19 protein-coding genes and 1 pseudogene are annotated in these 16,544 nt (G+C 35.4%); 15 read left to right on the forward strand and 5 right to left on the reverse strand.

Annotated elements, in window-relative coordinates; genetic code table 11:
- The first annotated feature begins 8 nt into the window (after nt 1-8).
- On the forward strand, nt 9-770 hold the full coding sequence (locus ORNRH_RS11155; protein ID WP_014791944.1) for a TIGR03915 family putative DNA repair protein: 762 nt from the start codon (nt 9-11) through the stop codon (nt 768-770).
- 64 nt (nt 771-834) lie between these two features.
- On the opposite strand, the gene ORNRH_RS11160 is transcribed toward ORNRH_RS11155, so the two are convergent.
- The 3 genes from ORNRH_RS11160 to truA are packed head-to-tail and all read right to left on the reverse strand — an operon-like array spanning nt 835 to nt 3,793.
- On the reverse strand, nt 835-1,236 hold the full coding sequence (locus ORNRH_RS11160; RefSeq protein WP_014791945.1) for a hypothetical protein: 402 nt from the start codon (nt 1,234-1,236) through the stop codon (nt 835-837).
- A gap of 59 nt (nt 1,237-1,295) precedes the next feature.
- Nucleotides 1,296-3,053, reverse strand: a complete 1,758-nt coding sequence (locus ORNRH_RS11165) for an ABC transporter ATP-binding protein (RefSeq protein WP_014791946.1) — start codon at nt 3,051-3,053, stop codon at nt 1,296-1,298.
- On the reverse strand, nt 3,050-3,793 hold the full coding sequence (gene truA / locus ORNRH_RS11170) for a tRNA pseudouridine(38-40) synthase TruA (RefSeq protein WP_014791947.1): 744 nt from the start codon (nt 3,791-3,793) through the stop codon (nt 3,050-3,052). The genes ORNRH_RS11165 and truA overlap by 4 nt, the downstream gene beginning before the upstream one ends.
- Nucleotides 3,794-3,834: 41 nt before the next feature.
- On the opposite strand from truA, the gene ORNRH_RS11175 reads away from it, so the two are divergent.
- The 5 genes from ORNRH_RS11175 (at nt 3,835) to ORNRH_RS11190 (ending at nt 7,624) form a co-directional block, all read left to right on the forward strand.
- Nucleotides 3,835-4,338: a metallophosphoesterase family protein gene (locus tag ORNRH_RS11175; protein WP_014791948.1), complete on the forward strand. Its 504-nt coding sequence runs from the start codon at nt 3,835-3,837 to the stop codon at nt 4,336-4,338.
- 200 nt (nt 4,339-4,538) lie between these two features.
- A complete protein-coding gene (locus tag ORNRH_RS11180) occupies nt 4,539-4,727 on the forward strand; it encodes a hypothetical protein (protein WP_014791949.1) in 189 nt (62 codons plus the stop codon).
- Nucleotides 4,728-4,746: 19 nt separating this feature from the next.
- Nucleotides 4,747-5,289, forward strand: coding sequence for an nSTAND3 domain-containing NTPase (locus ORNRH_RS11755; RefSeq protein ID WP_169313192.1), 543 nt, complete (start codon nt 4,747-4,749; stop codon nt 5,287-5,289).
- Nucleotides 5,290-5,457: 168 nt separating this feature from the next.
- Entirely contained in the window at nt 5,458-6,285 is an 828-nt protein-coding gene (locus ORNRH_RS11760) for an AAA family ATPase (protein ID WP_052040769.1), read from the forward strand.
- Nucleotides 6,266-7,624 (forward strand): McrC family protein, encoded by a 1,359-nt coding sequence (locus ORNRH_RS11190; protein WP_014791950.1) that lies wholly within the window; start codon nt 6,266-6,268, stop codon nt 7,622-7,624. The genes ORNRH_RS11760 and ORNRH_RS11190 overlap by 20 nt, the downstream gene beginning before the upstream one ends.
- Before the next feature lie 397 nt (nt 7,625-8,021).
- On the opposite strand, the gene fabG is transcribed toward ORNRH_RS11190, so the two are convergent.
- Together fabG and ORNRH_RS11200 are read right to left on the reverse strand one after the other, a co-directional pair.
- Nucleotides 8,022-8,759: a 3-oxoacyl-[acyl-carrier-protein] reductase gene (gene fabG / locus ORNRH_RS11195; RefSeq protein ID WP_014791951.1), complete on the reverse strand. Its 738-nt coding sequence runs from the start codon at nt 8,757-8,759 to the stop codon at nt 8,022-8,024.
- A gap of 90 nt (nt 8,760-8,849) precedes the next feature.
- A complete protein-coding gene (locus ORNRH_RS11200; RefSeq protein WP_014791952.1) occupies nt 8,850-9,533 on the reverse strand; it encodes a DUF4919 domain-containing protein in 684 nt (227 codons plus the stop codon).
- 168 nt (nt 9,534-9,701) lie between these two features.
- On the opposite strand from ORNRH_RS11200, the gene ORNRH_RS11205 reads away from it, so the two are divergent.
- From ORNRH_RS11205 to rclC, 9 genes and pseudogenes are all read left to right on the forward strand, one after another.
- Entirely contained in the window at nt 9,702-11,045 is a 1,344-nt protein-coding gene (locus tag ORNRH_RS11205) for a dicarboxylate/amino acid:cation symporter (protein ID WP_036602215.1), read from the forward strand.
- A 4-nt stretch (nt 11,046-11,049) separates the two neighbouring features.
- Nucleotides 11,050-11,616 (forward strand): thioredoxin family protein, encoded by a 567-nt coding sequence (locus ORNRH_RS11210; protein ID WP_014791954.1) that lies wholly within the window; start codon nt 11,050-11,052, stop codon nt 11,614-11,616.
- Nucleotides 11,617-12,108, forward strand: a complete 492-nt coding sequence (locus tag ORNRH_RS11215) for a TlpA family protein disulfide reductase (RefSeq protein ID WP_014791955.1) — start codon at nt 11,617-11,619, stop codon at nt 12,106-12,108. It abuts the gene before it with no gap.
- A gap of 199 nt (nt 12,109-12,307) precedes the next feature.
- Nucleotides 12,308-12,406 (forward strand): annotated as a pseudogene (locus ORNRH_RS12560) (YkvA family protein); the annotation flags it as partial.
- A 248-nt stretch (nt 12,407-12,654) separates the two neighbouring features.
- Entirely contained in the window at nt 12,655-13,866 is a 1,212-nt protein-coding gene (locus tag ORNRH_RS11225; protein WP_014791957.1) for a DUF2264 domain-containing protein, read from the forward strand.
- Between the two features lie 27 nt (nt 13,867-13,893).
- Nucleotides 13,894-14,559 (forward strand): 3-keto-disaccharide hydrolase, encoded by a 666-nt coding sequence (locus ORNRH_RS11230; RefSeq protein WP_014791958.1) that lies wholly within the window; start codon nt 13,894-13,896, stop codon nt 14,557-14,559.
- Nucleotides 14,560-14,568: 9 nt separating this feature from the next.
- Nucleotides 14,569-15,393: a helix-turn-helix domain-containing protein gene (locus ORNRH_RS11235; protein WP_014791959.1), complete on the forward strand. Its 825-nt coding sequence runs from the start codon at nt 14,569-14,571 to the stop codon at nt 15,391-15,393.
- A gap of 86 nt (nt 15,394-15,479) precedes the next feature.
- Entirely contained in the window at nt 15,480-15,884 is a 405-nt protein-coding gene (locus ORNRH_RS11240) for an OsmC family protein (protein ID WP_014791960.1), read from the forward strand.
- 24 nt (nt 15,885-15,908) lie between these two features.
- The gene (gene rclC, locus ORNRH_RS11245; protein ID WP_014791961.1) at nt 15,909-16,514 is read left to right on the forward strand and encodes a reactive chlorine resistance membrane protein RclC; all 606 of its coding nucleotides are present in this window, start codon (nt 15,909-15,911) and stop codon (nt 16,512-16,514) included.
- Nucleotides 16,515-16,544 lie beyond the last annotated feature (30 nt).

The following is a 16,544-nucleotide window of genomic DNA, read 5'->3' on the forward strand; positions in this document are numbered from 1 at the left end:
TTTAAATCATGATAAATCTCGTGTACGACGGAAGTTTTGAAGGGCTGATGACGGCAATTTTTGAAGTGTTTGAATATCGCTTTCAATCTGTGTGTATTTTGCCCGAAAACCGAGCCGCACAGTTGGATTTGTTTGCTGAGCGGCACGATGTCATCACACAAACCGAAAAAGCCGAGCGTGTACTCAAAAAATTGGAAGAAAATTTAGGCAAAAAAGGAATTTCTCAGCTGATGTATGTGTTTATGTCTGAGCTTGATGAGCGTGAAAATTTAATTTTGCATTTGGTGCAAAAATCGGTAAAAAATCCTAAAAAATATGTTTTTAATGATTTAGCTGATGATCAAATTTTAGCCATTGCCAAAATTTGCAAATCCGTGGGGCGAGAGGTGCATCGCATGAAAGCTTTTGTGCGTTTTGAAAAGCTCCAAGACGAAACTTATTTTGCTCGCATTGAGCCTGATTTTGATGTTTTGCCTATGCTTAAAAATCATTTTTATCATCGCTACCGAGACCAAAAATGGCTAATTTATGATGCGCGTAGAAATTATGGTTTATTCTATGATTTAGAAACTTGTGAAATGATTTTCCCTACAGGAGATTTTGCCCAAAATCCTGAAGATTTGTGGCACACAGAGGAGCAAAACTATCAAAAATTGTGGCAACGCTATTTTGTGAAAACGGGTATTGAGGAATGCAAAAATACTAAATTGCATTTGCAAAACATGCCCAAACGTTATTGGAAATATTTAACCGAGAAGAAAATATACTGAAAAAGCGTTTTTCTCTTAGAAAAACGCTTTTTAATAAACATCACAAAAATTAATTATATAAAAATTATTTATTTAATTCTTCTTGCACAGTTTTGTAATATTCTTGTGCTTGGTTGTATTCAGCTTTGTTTTCTTGTGTTTTCAAAGTTTCAACAAGCGAAGTAATTTCGGCAGTAGCTTGGTTCAATTCGTCTACATTTCCTGCAACCGATGCATTTTTAGCTTTCTCAGCTGCAGCGTGCAGATCGTTTACCCAATTTTGTAAAGTTTCGTCTTGTAATTGTGGAGCTGCAGGAATAGAAGAATTTTCCAAATCAGAAGTTGCACCTTCTTCTGGCGCATCTGTGGTAACATCTTCGGTTGCAACATTTTCAGTAGAAACAACTTCCTCTTGTTGAGTTTCTTTTTTACATGAAGTAAGGGCTACAAATGATGCAATTCCCGCTAGTAATAATACTTTTTTCATATCAAATCGTATTTAAAAAATGTACGGCAAAGGTACAAAAATTTTAATCTCTTAAAAAATTAGGCTTGCGCATCACGGAATTGAACTTTGTATAAATGTGCATAATAGCCATTTTGGTTCAATAATTCTTGATGTTTACCCATTTCTACAATTTTTCCCTGTTCCATCACGATGATTTTATCGGCGTTTTGAATCGTAGCCAAACGGTGTGCAATAATGATGGAAGTTCGGTTTTTAGTGATTTTTTCGGTTGCTTCTTGGATTAAATTTTCCGAAGCGGTATCGATAGATGAAGTAGCTTCGTCCAGAACCAAAATCTCTGGCTTGTGCACATAGGCACGCAAAAATGAAATCAATTGGCGTAGCCCCACCGAAAGGGTAGAACCACGCTCACAAACTTTATAATGATAGCCACCTGGTAGTGTTTCGATAAATGGGTGAATATCAATTTCTTTGGCAGCTTGAATGATGTCGTTTTCGCTGATGTTGTTGTCGCCAAGACGGATATTGTTTAAAATCGTATCGTTGAACAAAAATACATCTTGCAACACCACTGCGATATGGCTACGCAGATTTTGCAAACTATAATCCCTAATGTCCACACCATCAATGCAAATACTACCTGATTTAATGTCATAAAAACGGCTTAAAAGATTGATGATTGTGGATTTTCCTGCACCTGTTGCCCCCACAATAGCAATGCATTCTCCCGCTTTGGCTTCAAACGAAATACCTTTTAAAATTTCTTCGTCTGGAATGTATTCAAACACCACATCTTTAAATAAAATATTCCCTTGAATGTTACTTTTTTCAATCATTCCTTTGTTTGGCAGAGTTTCGTTTAAATCCATCATTTTAAACACTCGCTCGGCACTCACAAGTCCGCGTTGTAGGTTGTTGAAACGCTCTGCCATTTGACGAATTGGACGCACCAACATCGGGATAAACATGATAAAAGCAATGACCTCCCCAGGCGAAACATCTTTAAAATAAAAAGCACTCCAGCCCCCTAAAATGATGACCAAACCAAGTGCGACAGATGAGACCAATTCCACCACAGGAAAGAGCAATGAGAAATAAAAAACAGTGGCTAAGTACGCATCTCTCAACTTTTTATTAATACCTTTAAATTTCTTAAATTCAGCATCTTCTCGATTAAAAAGTTGAATGATTTTCATCCCCGAAAGGCGTTCTTGTACAAAACTATTGAAAATCGCAGTTTGCGTTCTTTCTTCAGAAAATGTTCGTTTAATTGATTTTTGGAATAAACTGGTAACCACTGTCATAAGCGGAAGAATCACAATAACAACCAAGGCTAATTTCCAGTTGGTGTAAAACATTACTGCCATAATGCACACAATGCGCAAAACATCGCCCAAGACCACCAAAATCCCATCGGTAAAGACTTGCGAAATGGTTTCGATATCAGACACCGAACGAGTAACCAATGTCCCGTTTGGCGTTTTGTCAAAGAAACTTAATTTGTACTGAATGATTTTGTTAAATAATTGAATTCTAAGTTTTTCAATCACCGTTTGTGCAATAATATTGGACATTAAAATAAAATAATATTGCAAAGCGATTTCCATGGTGATGATGACACCCAAAATCACACAGATTTTCAATAAATCGGCTACATTTTTATGCAAAATATAGGCGTCGATAGCGTCTCCCGCAAGCAACGGGCGTGCAGACGATACCACCGATAAAAGAATGGCAATGATGATAACGGAATAAAATCTTTTTTTGTCTTCTATTCCTAAATTAAATAATCGTTTTAGTTCTTTTAAATTAAATCTTTTGGCTCTACTACTCATACATAAAATAAATCAGACGGGTAGGCAACATGTGTCAAAAACAGACCTTGTGCCGGTGCCGATGCGGCTGCAAAATTACGCCCTTTTTTTTCAATTATCTGTTTAAATTCTGTGATATTTATCTTTCCTTTTCCCACTTCTACCATAGTGCCTACAATGGCACGCACCATGTTTCGCAAGAATCTATCGGCACAAATCGTAAATTTCAATTCATCGCCATTTTGTTCCCAAATCGCTGAATAAATTTTGCAAATATTGGTCTTGGTATCGGCATGCAATCGGGCAAAACTCGTGAAATCTTCGTACAAAAAAAGCTGTTTAGCGGCTTCGTTCATGGCATCGATGTCTAGCGAATGGTGCATGATCCAAGCGTTTTCGGTCTCAAAAACATTTTTTTTGGTAAAAATATAATATTCATAGGTTCGGGACAGTGCATCAAACCTTGCGTGGGCATCTTCTTTCACGGGAATAATTTGGTGCACAGCAATGTCGTCGGGCAAAAATCGGTTTAATCTATTTTTTAAAACCTCGGGTTCTTGACAATCCAAATCGGCGTGAGCAAACATCTGTTTGGCGTGCACTCCCGCATCGGTTCTACCTGCGCCCGTAACCTGGATAGGCGTTTTCAAAAGCGTAGAAAGTCGGTTTTCGAGCACTTCTTGCACCGTTACTGCATTGGGCTGAATCTGCCAACCGTGATAATTTGTTCCTTTGTATGAAAATTCAATGAAATATCTCAAAACTATTTTTTAACTTTAGACCACAAAAATACAACAACGAATTGAAAAAAGTTTTATTATTATCGGATACGCATGGTCATATAGACGACAGAATTTTGCACTACGCCCAAGATGTAGACGAAATTTGGCACGCGGGAGATGTTGGGAATCAGAAAGTTGTAGAGGCTTTGACTAAAGAAAAAACATTTAGAGCCGTGTATGGAAATATAGATGATGCCCAAATACGTTCGCAATTTCCTGAAAATCTATTTTTTGAAGTGGAAGGCGTGAAGGTTTTTATGACGCATATCGGGGGCTATCCGCCCAAATATAATTCGCGTTCTCTAAAATTAATCAACGAGCATAAGCCTAAAATCTTTATTTCGGGGCATTCTCATATTTTAAAAGTAATGCCTGATAGCAAGCGAGATTTAATCCACATGAACCCTGGTGCAGCGGGCATTTACGGGTTTCATGAAATTCGCACGATGTTGCGTTTCACGATAGACAATGGCAACATAGGTGGGCTAGAAGTCATTGAACTCGGAAAACGCGGAAAAATATGAATTTGAAGGATTTTCATTCTTAATTTGTCATTCTGAATTTATTTCAGAATCTTTTTGCTTTGATAAGACCCTGAATCAAGTTCAGGGTGACAGGACGGTGAAATTATGCGTGGTTTAATTCCGGACTTGATTTTTTGATTTTTTTGCTATTTTTACACATTGAGTTAGACAAACAAAACACATTTGAAGTTATAAACTTTATGGAAGAAAAATATCTTAATTTTAAAAGTTTACTTGAATATTTTGTAACACATCTAGAGTATTGTCAAAACAATGAAGACAAGAGCACAAGGGGATATCACAAATATTTAAAAGATTGGATTGAAGGAACTGATAAACAATTTAAAAAATCAGGTTGGGGATCTGATGGTGATAACATACAAAAGTAAATTGAGCCATGGGAAAAGCATGAAAACAAAAAAATATGCATTACACATAGATTCAAGAGACTATAGATCAAAACGATGTCATTTAAAATGTTTTAACACAGCTATAAATATAATAGCCAATTGGGATGTCAATAGAGTAAATAGTTTATCATTATATGCTGAGGAAGATAGATTTAATGCTAAATTTAAAATACCAAAAGAAAATGTTTATTCAATTGAGGATTTAGGGCTTTATGATAACGAAGAACCAAATGATACATTGAAGAAATTCTTTGATGTATACTATGATTTACTACAACAATTTAAATCAATTAATATGACCTATAAATACGTAGAATTGCTAAAAGAGAAAAAAAACTTAATTCTCACAGGTGCTCCTGGTACAGGAAAAACACATTTAGCTAAAGAGATAGCGAAACAAATAATAGAAGAAAATGGTACAGAAGAACAGATAGGTTTTGTACAATTTCATCCATCTTATGACTACACCGATTTTGTAGAAGGCTTGAGGCCTACAAAGCCTGATGCTAATGGTACTATTGGTTTTGAATTAAAAGATTGAATTTTCAAAGCCTTTTGTAATAAAGCGAATAAAAACCTAATTGATAGCAAAAAGAACCCCGAACAAATAAATTCTGACAGACGTTTTGAAGTTGCTTATGAAAGGTATATTGATCAAATTAGAAATGGAGAAATTCAGGAGTTGCCATTGTACTCTGAAAATTACACAATGTCAATAGTTTCCGTTTCTGATAATGATAATATTCTTCTAAAAACAAAAAATCCAGATAGCACTCGTGTCTATACAGTTTCTTATAATAGATTAAAAAAACTTTCAGAAGTATATACTTCGATAGAAAAATTGGAGGGGATTTCAAATATTTACAATGCGATGACAGAAGTTATTGGAGGTTGTTATTCTTCTGCTTATTGGGCGACGCTGCACTATATTTATTCAAACTATTATAATACGAATGTTCAACCTTCAGAATCACCTATTCAAGAAAAAAAATATGTTTTCATCATCGATGAAATAAACCGAGGCGAAATTTCAAAAATATTTGGTGAGTTGTTTTTCTCAATAGATCCTGGCTATAGAGGGAAAAAAGGTGCAGTGAAAACTCAGTATGCGAATATGCATGATGATCCAGACGAAATGTTTTATATTCCTGAAAATGTTTACATCATCGGAACAATGAACGATATTGATAGAAGTGTTGAGAGTTTTGATTTTGCTATGCGTCGTCGTTTCACTTGGAAAGAAATTACAGCGCAAGATAGTATGGAAAATATGAAGCTTTCCGAAGAAGATAAAAAAAGATTGACTAATCTTAACAACAAAATATCTGAAATTGATGGACTAAATTCTTCATATCATATTGGAGGAGCTTACTTACTAAATTTTGATGGAGAAGATAAGTATAAAAAAATATGGGAATTAAGAATAGAGCCACTACTTATAGAGTATCTTAGAGGATTTCCTGAGGCAAATGAAAAATTAAATGATTTAAGAAACAGCTTCCTTCAAGTAAATCAAAATGAAAGTTCAGGACAATAGCTCGAAAATTTTAGAATTAAATCAGTTACATTTATCTTTCACGGAAGATATACAAAGATTTGCAAATAAGAGTATAAAAGATCTGTGTGAAGTAAGTAGTGACTTATTGGTTTTTCCCAATGTTTTAGGGTATCATAAAGATGATATTGGCTCAGCGACAATTTGCTACTATGATTCTATTAATAATACGCTCAAAACTAATAATATCTTAGGCTTTGTAGGATGTAATGATACTCAATTAAGCATAGTATCAAGATTCGATAATGATGAATTGTCTAAAAACTATTTTATGCATTATATGCTTCAGAGAGTATTTTCCATAAACTTATTTAATTTTGATACTGATTCCAATAAAGAATCCATATGGGATTTTCTAATTTATCTTTTTCCATATTTTTTAAAAAAAGCATTTTCTCAAGGAATATACAAGGCATATATTAGAAATGAATATAATAATGCGAATGTAAAGGGAGCAATAAATGTAACACGACATATCCGCCAAAATATTCCATTCCAAGGCAATGTAGCTTATACAACTCGAGAACATAGTTATGATAATTCTGTAACCCAATTAATTCGTCATACCATTGAGCACATTCGTTCAAAGAAGCTGGGTAATGGAGTACTTAATTCTGATACAGAAACTAGAGCTTTGGTTCAAAAAATTAATTACATAACACAAAATTCATATAAAAAATCACAACGACGAGCAATCATATTAAAAAATATACAACCGATTTCGCATCCATACTTTACGGAATATAAAATTCTTCAAAAACTTTGTTTGAAGATACTCCGTCATGATAAAATAACTTATGGCGAGAATAAGGATAAAGTTTATGGATTGTTGTTCGATGGTGCTTGGTTATGGGAAGAATATTTGAATACAATTTTAAAAGATGATTTCATACATCCAGAAAATAAGACACGACGATATAAACAGTATTTATTTGAAAATAAAATTCAACCAATTTATCCAGATTTTATAAGCAAAGAAAAACCGACAATTGTAGCTGATGCTAAATACATACCCTTGGATAGGAGTAAAACATCATCTTATCATAGCGAATCTGAAAAGGCTCTAAGTATTTATTATAAAACGATAACTTACATGTATCGGTTTAACTCTCAGCATGGTCTTCTGTTATTTCCCATTAAAAATAAAAATCCTTTCAAAAATGATTTAAAAATTAAAGAGACACTTGGAAAAATCTCAAAAATTGGATTACCAATACCGACAGAATGTGAAAACTACAACGATTTTTCAGAAAAAATGAAAAAGCGGGAAAAGATTTTTATTAAAGAGATAACAATTGAAAATAATCCCATATTGAAATAAAGAGTACTATCCAATAATAATTGTTTGAGTATATTTTTCTTTTTAGATTTTTTCCGTTATTTCGTTTTTAGTATCAGACTCATTTTCGGCATATTTTAAAATGAATTTTTGTTTTTCATGCCCTAATCAAAGGAACATTTAATAAGTTGATATTTATATAATTGTAGTCGAAAGCACTTCTTCCTAATTTATAAAATCTTTTTTTTAACAGTGCTTTCAAAAAATTCTTGATATGTTCATCTCAGAATATCTTTGTACTAGACTTCTGAATCAAGTTCAGGGTGACAGGACGGTGAAATTATGCGTGGTTTAATTCCAGACTTGAAATTAAACCACAAAAAAAAACAGAAGAAAAACTAATTTCTTCTGTTTTTTATGAATTGTTTTATTCAAACTTTTAAGTATGCATTCCGCCATCTACACTAAGCACTTGCCCTGTAACATAGCTCGAAAGTTCTGAGCCTAAATACAAACAAGCATTGGCAATGTCTTCTGGTGTTCCGCCACGACGAAGTGGAATGTTGTTTCTCCATTCTTCTACGACTTTTTCGTCCAATTTTGCAGTCATTTCTGTTTCGATAAAACCTGGTGCAATGGCGTTGCAACGGATATTTCTAGAGCCCAATTCAAGTGCCACTGACTTGGTAAAGCCCAAAAGCCCTGCCTTAGAAGCTGCATAATTAGCTTGCCCTGCATTCCCTTGCAATCCTACCACCGAGCTCATATTGATGATAGAACCGCTGCGTTGTTTCAACATGGGGCGTAAAACCGCCTTGGTAAGATTAAAGGCAGAATCCAAATTCACTTTGATTACTTTTTCCCAATCCTCGTAGCCCATACGCATCAATAAGTTATCTTTGGTGATTCCAGCGTTGTTTACTACGATATCGATTTGCCCAAAAGCTTCAATCACTTGGTTTACCAATTCTTGTGCTGCATCAAAGTCCGATGCGTCTGATTGAAAGCCTTTTACGCTTTCCCCATATTTTTCTTCTAGCGCTTTGGCAGCTTCTGCAGAAGAAGCGTAAGTAAAGGCAACTTTGGCTCCATTTTCTACAAATTTCTCAAGAATTCCCTTACCGATTCCGCGTGTAGCTCCCGTTACAATCGCTACTTTTCCTTTTAATAATTCCATTTTTTACGATTTATTTCGATAGAAACAAATGTATAAATTTTAATTTTTTTAACCAAAACAACTTTTTAAGCCGTGGAGAATACTTAAAGTTTATTTGCTGTAATATTCTCTAGATTTTTTAAGCGGTTTGCTCACATCAAAATACACATTTTCTACATTTCCATTTTCATCTTTTACTTCGAGCACATCATATCTAGCATCGATAAGTTTTTGGGAAATAGGGGTTAATTTTTTGAAATACAGTAATTGATATTCATCTGGTACAGAGCTTATCACATAAGCAGTTTCTTTGCTTTTGCCATCGCCACTTCTTTCTATGGCTTTGATCAATTCAGCATAAGCGGGGATAAATTTTCTTACAGATTCTTTGTCTTTCAAATTTCCATAAGCAATCATCAAGAATGTGAGAGGTTCCAATTCGATAGGATTTTTGTCTAATATGGCTAAAGCAAGCGGAATGGCTTCTTTGAAGTTGCCAGCTTTCATTTGCTTATTAAGTTCCTTTTCATTATCCGATTTCTCTTTGTTGAAAGCATATGGATCGTAATTTTCATAAAACACATTTCCATAATATAGATTAGTATAGTCATCTTCTGTGAGAGTGGGATCGTGCAATTTCAACCGCTCAATTAAGTTTGGGTAGTAGCTTGAGGAATTTTCATCTTGAATTTTAGCTTTTATGCTATCAAAATCTATATTTGAAATCTTCTGTGCATAAAACGTTGTGGGTAGCATAAGCAATGCAAAAACGAGAAGTGAAGCAAATTTTTTCATACTCTAAATTGATTTTATTTGAAATGATTAAGTAAATTTAAATAAAAAATATTTTAAAGTGAAATTTCATAACAAAAATCATATAAAAAAATTTCATTACATTTGTCTGAATTCAGCAGAAAATCATACTGCTTTTACTACAAAAATATTTATCACTTTTTATTGAATATGAAGAAATTAGAATTGCATTGGCAAATTATGATAGGGATGGTGTTGGGTGTAGCATTTGGCTATGCAATGACCTTTTGGTCTTATGGCGCTCAATTCATTTCCGATTGGATTGCCCCTTTTGGTACTATTTTTATTAAACTTTTAAAACTAATTGCAATCCCGCTGATTTTGGCATCGCTTGTAAAAGGAATTTCCGATTTGCAGGATATCTCAAAATTTAAAAATATGGGGATTCGCACTATCGGAATTTATATTTGTACCACGATTGTAGCGATTGTAATTGGGCTAAGTTTGGTCAATTTATTCGCTCCAGGAAAGGGAATCCCACAAGAAACGATAGATCAGCTTACGGCGACTTATACCAATAATGCCGATATTTCCGACAAGATTAATACCGCGGCGTCTCAAAAAGCAGCAGGGCCTTTAAACTTTTTAGTCGAAATGGTGCCAGACAACATCATCGGTGCTATGACAGACAATGGAATGATGCTGCAAATTATATTTTTTGCTATTTTTGTGGGAATCAGTCTTTTATTGGTAGATGACGAAAAGGCAAAACCACTTAAAGATTTCTTCGATTCGCTTAACGAAGTGGTGCTAAAGATGGTAGATTTAATCATGCTTACTGCACCCTTTGCCGTGTTTGCATTATTGTCCAATGTCATTGTTTCATCCAACGATCCAGAAATTCTAGAAAAATTAGCTTTCTATGCAGGAACGGTGGTGATAGGTTTAACTTTATTGGTGGTGTTTTATGTTACGGCAGGATACATTTATACCAAAAAAACACCCAAGGAATTTTTTAAAGCCATGTCGCCAGCGCAATTATTGGCATTTTCCACCAGTTCGAGTGCCGCAACCTTGCCCGTAACTATAGAGCGTGTAAATGAACATTTGGGCGTAGACGAAGAGGTGAGTAGTTTTGTATTGCCGGTGGGGGCGACAATCAACATGGATGGGACAAGTTTATACCAAGCCGTGGCGGCAGTTTTCATTGCCCAAGCGATGAAATTCCCGCTAGAGTTTTCAGATCAAATCACAATTGTGCTCACGGCATTGATGGCATCTATTGGTTCCGCTGCCGTGCCAGGAGCGGGTATGGTGATGCTCGTTATTGTGCTAGAGTCGATCGGGTTCCCAGCCGATAAATTAGCCGTAGGTTTAGCCTTAATCTTTGCTGTGGATCGTCCGCTTGATATGTTCCGCACGGTAGTGAATATTACGGGAGATGCCTTTGTTTCGCTATGTGTCGGGAAATCTTTGAATAAATTACACACCCCAAAAGCCAGAAATTGGGACGATAATTATAAAATGAGAAAAATTAAAAATCAAAATATATAGAATTATGGTAGAAAATTATTTAAACCAAAGCCTTACTTGGGAAGAATACATTGCCCACATCAACGATGTGATTGCCAACGGCGACCAGAGCGATGATAAATACCAGTATTATGATTTAAACCTTAAACGCATCGAGCGTTTGCTCAAGAAAACGACTTTAAGCCCAGAGCAAGAAGAGCGTGTTAAAAAATTAGACAAAAAAGTAATTTTATTCGCCATTACCGAAGGCTGGTGCGGAGATGCTGCACAGATTTTGCCCGTGGTAGAGGTCTTGGCAAACCAAAGTCCTAAGCTGGATACCGCTTTTATTTTAAGAGATAGTAGCGACTATATCGAGCATCATTTAACCAATGGCGGAAAATCAATCCCGATTGTGGTAGGAGTGGATGCTGAGACCAAGGAAGAAATCTTTGTTTGGGGACCAAGACCTGAGTGGGCAAAAACACTTTTGGCTGAATATAAGGCTGGCAAAATGAACCACGATGAGTTTGTAATTGAGCTTCAAAAATCTTATAATAAAGATAAAGGAAACGCGATTATCAACGAATTTTTGGACTTATTAGAAAAATAAATGAGAAAATTATTTTTAATCATTTTTTCCATTTTAGCATTGAATGCCTGCAAAGCACCAGAACCCAAGTTTGAGGAAGGACAAGCTTTGCAAACAAGTCAATTGGATTTGGATTTAGAAAAAACTACGGGCGAAGAATTGAATTTAAAAAACATTCAAAAACCGATTTTTTTACATTTTTGGGGTAGCTGGTGCCCGCCGTGCAAAGCAGAGATGCCAAGTATCGAAAAGCTGTATCAAAAGTATGGCGACAAAGTGGAATTTATCTTAATCCCCATAAATGATAAGCCCGAAAAATATCAAGCATTTTTGAATGAAAATAATATCAATGTGCCTGTATATGAGGCTAAATCTTTAATTGATAAAGATTTAATGCCAAAAGCTTTCCCTACAACTTATATTATAGATAAAGATAAGAAAGTGGTGAAAGAAGCAATCGGAATGCATGATTGGGAGGGAGACGATTTGCAGCAGCTGTTTGTAGGATTCTAAAAAAAATGGAATAATTTTTGAAAATTAGATGAAAAAATAATTTATGGGCAAGAGAAGACTATTAAGCGAGCTTTGGAATAATAGACACGAAATAAATAAAGATAATATTCAAGAAAAAGCAAAAGCTTTCTCAAGAATGGTTCCTTTGATGATTAAAGGCGAATACAAGCCAAAGAGCAAAGCAAATATCATCATAGGATTAGGGGCTGTGATTTATGCCGTGTCGCCGTTGGATTTAATTCCAGATTTCATCCCAGGCGGATTCCTTGACGATGTCATCATTATGGGATACGGAATCAAGAAAGTAAACCAAGAAATTGAGCGATTCCTTGAATGGGAAGAGCAACAACAAAACGAGATTTTCTTGGATTAAATTAAATTTAAAGAGCATAAAAAAATCGCAGAGATTACAATTCTTTGCGATTTTTTTATGGTTAAAAATCATCAAAAAACGATTTTTGTCAGTTAGGATAGTGTTTTTTGCACATATACTTGGCGTGAAATTTTAAAATTTATATCTTTAAGCTGAAATTAAATTTTAATAACATGAAGAAAATAGTTTTAATTGTAATTTTAAGTTTTGTACAGTTACAAGTTTCGGCGCAAGAAAATGTCCGAAAATACTGGAGTGATTTAGCTTATAAGATGTCGGTTCCTGTGCTTAAAAACATGAGCGAGGGGAAGTTACATCAAAACATGCCCGCGGAATATAGCCCTACTTGGGACGGCAGAAACAAAGAAGTGGCATATATGGAAGCTTTTGGGCGTTTAATGGCGGGAATTGCGCCATGGCTGAGCCTTCCAGATGATAATACTGCAGAAGGAAAACAGCGCAAGCAGCTCAAGAAATGGGCACTTCAATCTTATAAAAATGCCGTAGACCCACAATCGCCAGATTACCTTTTATGGGAGGGCGAAACGCAGATTTTGGTAGACGCTTCGTACATTGCAACTAGCTTTATGCGTGCTCCAAAAGCCCTTTGGGAGCCACTCGATCAAGTGACTAAAGATCGATACATCAAAGCTTTTAAAAAATTGGAAAAAATAAAACCAGCCTATAACAACTGGTTGCTTTTTAGAGCTACGATAGAAACATTTTTGCTTTCGATAGGGGCAGAGTACGACGGATTTGCACTAGAAGTTGCCACCCGAAAAATCAACGAATGGTATGTGGGAGATGGATTTTACTCAGATGGGAAAGAATTTTCGCTAGATTATTACAATGCATATGTGATTCACCCGATGCTTGTAGAAGATTTAGAAATCATGGAACGCAACAAAGTGAGAGGAGCCATCAGCTTTGATTTGGCTTTTAGAAGAATGCAACGATACAATATTTTGATTGAAAGAATGATTTCGCCAGAAGCCACTTATCCGCCATTTGGTCGTTCGGTAACTTATCGCATGGCAACATTCCAGACATTGGCTTTAGCGGCTTGGAAATATAAGTTGCCAGAACCTTTGACCAACGGACAGGTGAGAAACGCCCTAACAAGTGTGATGAAAAGATTGTTTAGCGGAAATGATAACTTTAATAAAGCAGGATTCTTAAACTTAGGCTTTTTAGGAAGTCATCCAAATTTAGCCGATTACTATTCAAACAACGGAAGTATGTATATGACTTCGCTTGTATTCCTGCCACTTGGCTTGCCAGCCGATCACGATTTCTGGACAGCACCGAACCAAGAATGGACATCGCAAAAAGCTTGGGGCGGAAAAGATTTCCCTAAAGATTATCACCAATCTGTGATGAAATAAGTATATTTGAAGAAATTAAATAAAATCATGAATTTTAAAAACTCGATTTTTATATTATTTTTTGCTTTAAGCGCAAACCTCATGGCACAGAAATCTTGCCTTTTCAATGGTAAAGATTTAAGCCAATGGTATGCTTATAGCAAAGCAACTGGTGTGCATGATAATGCAGAAGAGGTATTTGCTGTAAAGGATAAAGCAATCAAAATGTATGGCAAAACGCCAGGTTATTTAATGTCTAAAAAATCATACAAAAACTTTGAACTTACTTTGCAATTCAGATGGAACGATGATGCCTCTTTTGAACGCAGAATGGATACCAAAAACAGTGGAGTAATGTATCTCGTGCCAGAAAATCAAGAAGATATGCTTTGGCCAAGAGGAATTCAATTTCAGATTAAAGAAGGCACTACGGGAGATTTTATCTTTTTGCAAGGCGTAACTTTGGACATCAATGGCAAAACAACCGAGGCTGGAAAAAGTGTGGTGTATGATCGTATCTTATCCAACGAAAAACCAATCGGAAAATGGAATAAATTGCAAGTGATTTGCAAAGACGGAAAAATTATTCAAAAACTGAATGGGAAAATCGTGAACCAAGGAGAAAATCCAAATGTGCAAAGTGGTAGAATTCTTTTGCAATACGAAGGATTCCCAATTGATTTTAGAAAAATTAAAATCAAAGAATTAAAATAATTTCTACGGGTGGAGTATTTATATCAAGTTTCAAACAAAAATTCACAAGATTTTGCCGAGGGGCTAAGTGCGCCATATTATTATATTTTGGCGTTCGATGGCGATGCACGCTTTTCTGTGGATTTTGTAGACTACAACACCCAAGGAAAAACACTTTTATTTTTGTCGCCTTACCAATTGCTCAAGTGGGAGGGAGGCGACAATCTTTTGTTCACCAGCATTGCCTTTCATGGCGATTTTTATTGTATAGAGTATCATAACAAAGAGGTAGCTTGTAATGGAATTTTGTTCAATAATATTTATGATGAGCCACATGTAGCAGTGTCTGATGAGACTTATGCCGAAGTGCTTGATATTGTTCAGAAAATCAAAAACTTTGGCTATGCCAAAAACAATTTCGACAATTCGATTTTAAAAACTTATTTACAACTGATTTTGGCGTTAAGTAGCAAAGAGAAACAGCACAAAATCACCAATCCTACGCAGTATAAAACGGATTTAACGCATATTGCAAGCTTTCAGCAATTGATAGAGCAATACTTTTTAACCGAAAAATCGCCCTCATTTTATGCGGATTTATACGGCGTTTCGGTAAGTGCCTTTAGTAAAAAGGTTAAAAAGCATTTTGGCAAAACGCCTACACAACTCTTGCAGGAGCGCACCATTTTAGAAGCTAAAAAACAATTGCATTTAACCAATCAATCGGTAAAAGAAATCGCTAGTAATCTGGGTTTTGAAGATGAATTTTACTTTAGCCGATATTTTAAAAATGCAGTAGGGATTTCGCCTACTTTTTACCGCGATCAAGTCGGGATTTCCGAGGTGGCAAAATAGTCTATGCTTTTTCTATTTTTATCCATTCTATAGAATATCAAGGTTGCCGTATATTTGCAGTGTCAAAAAAAATAAAAACATTAATTATGGCAACTATTAAAATTAAAAATTTACCAGAAGGTTTTCAAAGTATTATTACCAACGGAACACACACCATCATAGGTGATGAGCCTATAAAAAGTAAAGGAACTGATTTAGGATTGGCACCTACAGAGCTTTTGCTAGGAGGAATTGCAATGTGTAAAGTAGCTACTGTGCGTTATATCGCAAGATTGAAAAATTGGGAAATCGGAGATGTTACTGCAGAGCTTTCTCAAGATGTGAGCAGAGAAGAAGGCGGACTAAAAACAGTAGTGAAAGTGGCAATTAAAATCGAAGGAGACATCACAGAAGAGCAAAGAGCTGAATTGCTAAAACAAGCAGACAATTGCTATGTTCACCGTATGATTAAAGGTGATTTCCAAATCGAAAATGCAACAACTTTAGACTAAAGAAAGAATAAAAACATAGAATTTATGAATAAAGTATTTCAATTTTTAAGCGACAGTCAGTCACAGTTTATCAACTTTATGCGTGTGGCAATTTTCATCGTTATGGCATGGATTGGTGGATTAAAAGTTTGCCAATACGAAGCAGATGGAATCGTGCCTTTTGTAACAAATAGTCCATTTATGAACTTTTTCTACAACAACACAGGTAAAACAGGTGTAAACGAAAAAGGTGAAACTGTGGCACAATACAAATTGCACCGCAACCCAGAGGGGAAAATGGTGAAAGAAAACATCGAGTGGCACAAAGAAAACGGAACTTATGTGTTCTCTTATGGTCTTGGAACCGTGATCGTAACAATCGGTATTTTAGTTTTACTTGGAATTTGGTCACCACAAATCGGTGTTTGGGGAGGATTATTAACATTCGGAATGTCAATCGTAACACTTTCATTCCTAATTACTACGCCAGAGGTATATGTACCAAATTTAGGCGGAGATATGCCGACTCCAAACTACGGATTCCCATACCTTTCAGGTGCAGGTCGTTTGGTGCTCAAAGACATTATCATGATGGCAGGTGGATTAATCGCTGCATCTGATTGTGCTCGCAGAATTTTAGCCAAAAAATAAAAGTAAACAATTCGTTTCTTTTTTCAGATA

Origin of the sequence: Ornithobacterium rhinotracheale DSM 15997 (genome assembly GCF_000265465.1) — a bacterium.
GTDB classification, from domain to species: domain Bacteria; phylum Bacteroidota; class Bacteroidia; order Flavobacteriales; family Weeksellaceae; genus Ornithobacterium; species Ornithobacterium rhinotracheale.

What these genes read in the sequence shown, in the direction of transcription:
- ORNRH_RS11755 (WP_169313192.1), top strand. Translation starts at nt 4,747, where the DNA reads ATGAAAACAAAAAAATATGCATTACACATAGATTCAAGAGACTATAGA.
- ORNRH_RS11215 (WP_014791955.1), top strand. Translation starts at nt 11,617, where the DNA reads ATGAGAAAATTATTTTTAATCATTTTTTCCATTTTAGCATTGAATGCC.
- fabG (WP_014791951.1), bottom strand. Translation starts at nt 8,759, where the DNA reads ATGGAATTATTAAAAGGAAAAGTAGCGATTGTAACGGGAGCTACACGC.
- ORNRH_RS11165 (WP_014791946.1), bottom strand. Translation starts at nt 3,053, where the DNA reads ATGAGTAGTAGAGCCAAAAGATTTAATTTAAAAGAACTAAAACGATTA.
- ORNRH_RS11160 (WP_014791945.1), bottom strand. Translation starts at nt 1,236, where the DNA reads ATGAAAAAAGTATTATTACTAGCGGGAATTGCATCATTTGTAGCCCTT.
- ORNRH_RS11200 (WP_014791952.1), bottom strand. Translation starts at nt 9,533, where the DNA reads ATGAAAAAATTTGCTTCACTTCTCGTTTTTGCATTGCTTATGCTACCC.
- ORNRH_RS11190 (WP_014791950.1), top strand. Translation starts at nt 6,266, where the DNA reads ATGAAAGTTCAGGACAATAGCTCGAAAATTTTAGAATTAAATCAGTTA.
- ORNRH_RS11180 (WP_014791949.1), top strand. Translation starts at nt 4,539, where the DNA reads ATGGAAGAAAAATATCTTAATTTTAAAAGTTTACTTGAATATTTTGTA.
- ORNRH_RS11210 (WP_014791954.1), top strand. Translation starts at nt 11,050, where the DNA reads ATGGTAGAAAATTATTTAAACCAAAGCCTTACTTGGGAAGAATACATT.
- ORNRH_RS11760 (WP_052040769.1), top strand. Translation starts at nt 5,458, where the DNA reads ATGTCAATAGTTTCCGTTTCTGATAATGATAATATTCTTCTAAAAACA.
- ORNRH_RS11155 (WP_014791944.1), top strand. Translation starts at nt 9, where the DNA reads ATGATAAATCTCGTGTACGACGGAAGTTTTGAAGGGCTGATGACGGCA.
- ORNRH_RS11225 (WP_014791957.1), top strand. Translation starts at nt 12,655, where the DNA reads ATGAAGAAAATAGTTTTAATTGTAATTTTAAGTTTTGTACAGTTACAA.
- rclC (WP_014791961.1), top strand. Translation starts at nt 15,909, where the DNA reads ATGAATAAAGTATTTCAATTTTTAAGCGACAGTCAGTCACAGTTTATC.
- ORNRH_RS11205 (WP_036602215.1), top strand. Translation starts at nt 9,702, where the DNA reads ATGAAGAAATTAGAATTGCATTGGCAAATTATGATAGGGATGGTGTTG.
- ORNRH_RS11240 (WP_014791960.1), top strand. Translation starts at nt 15,480, where the DNA reads ATGGCAACTATTAAAATTAAAAATTTACCAGAAGGTTTTCAAAGTATT.
- ORNRH_RS11230 (WP_014791958.1), top strand. Translation starts at nt 13,894, where the DNA reads ATGAATTTTAAAAACTCGATTTTTATATTATTTTTTGCTTTAAGCGCA.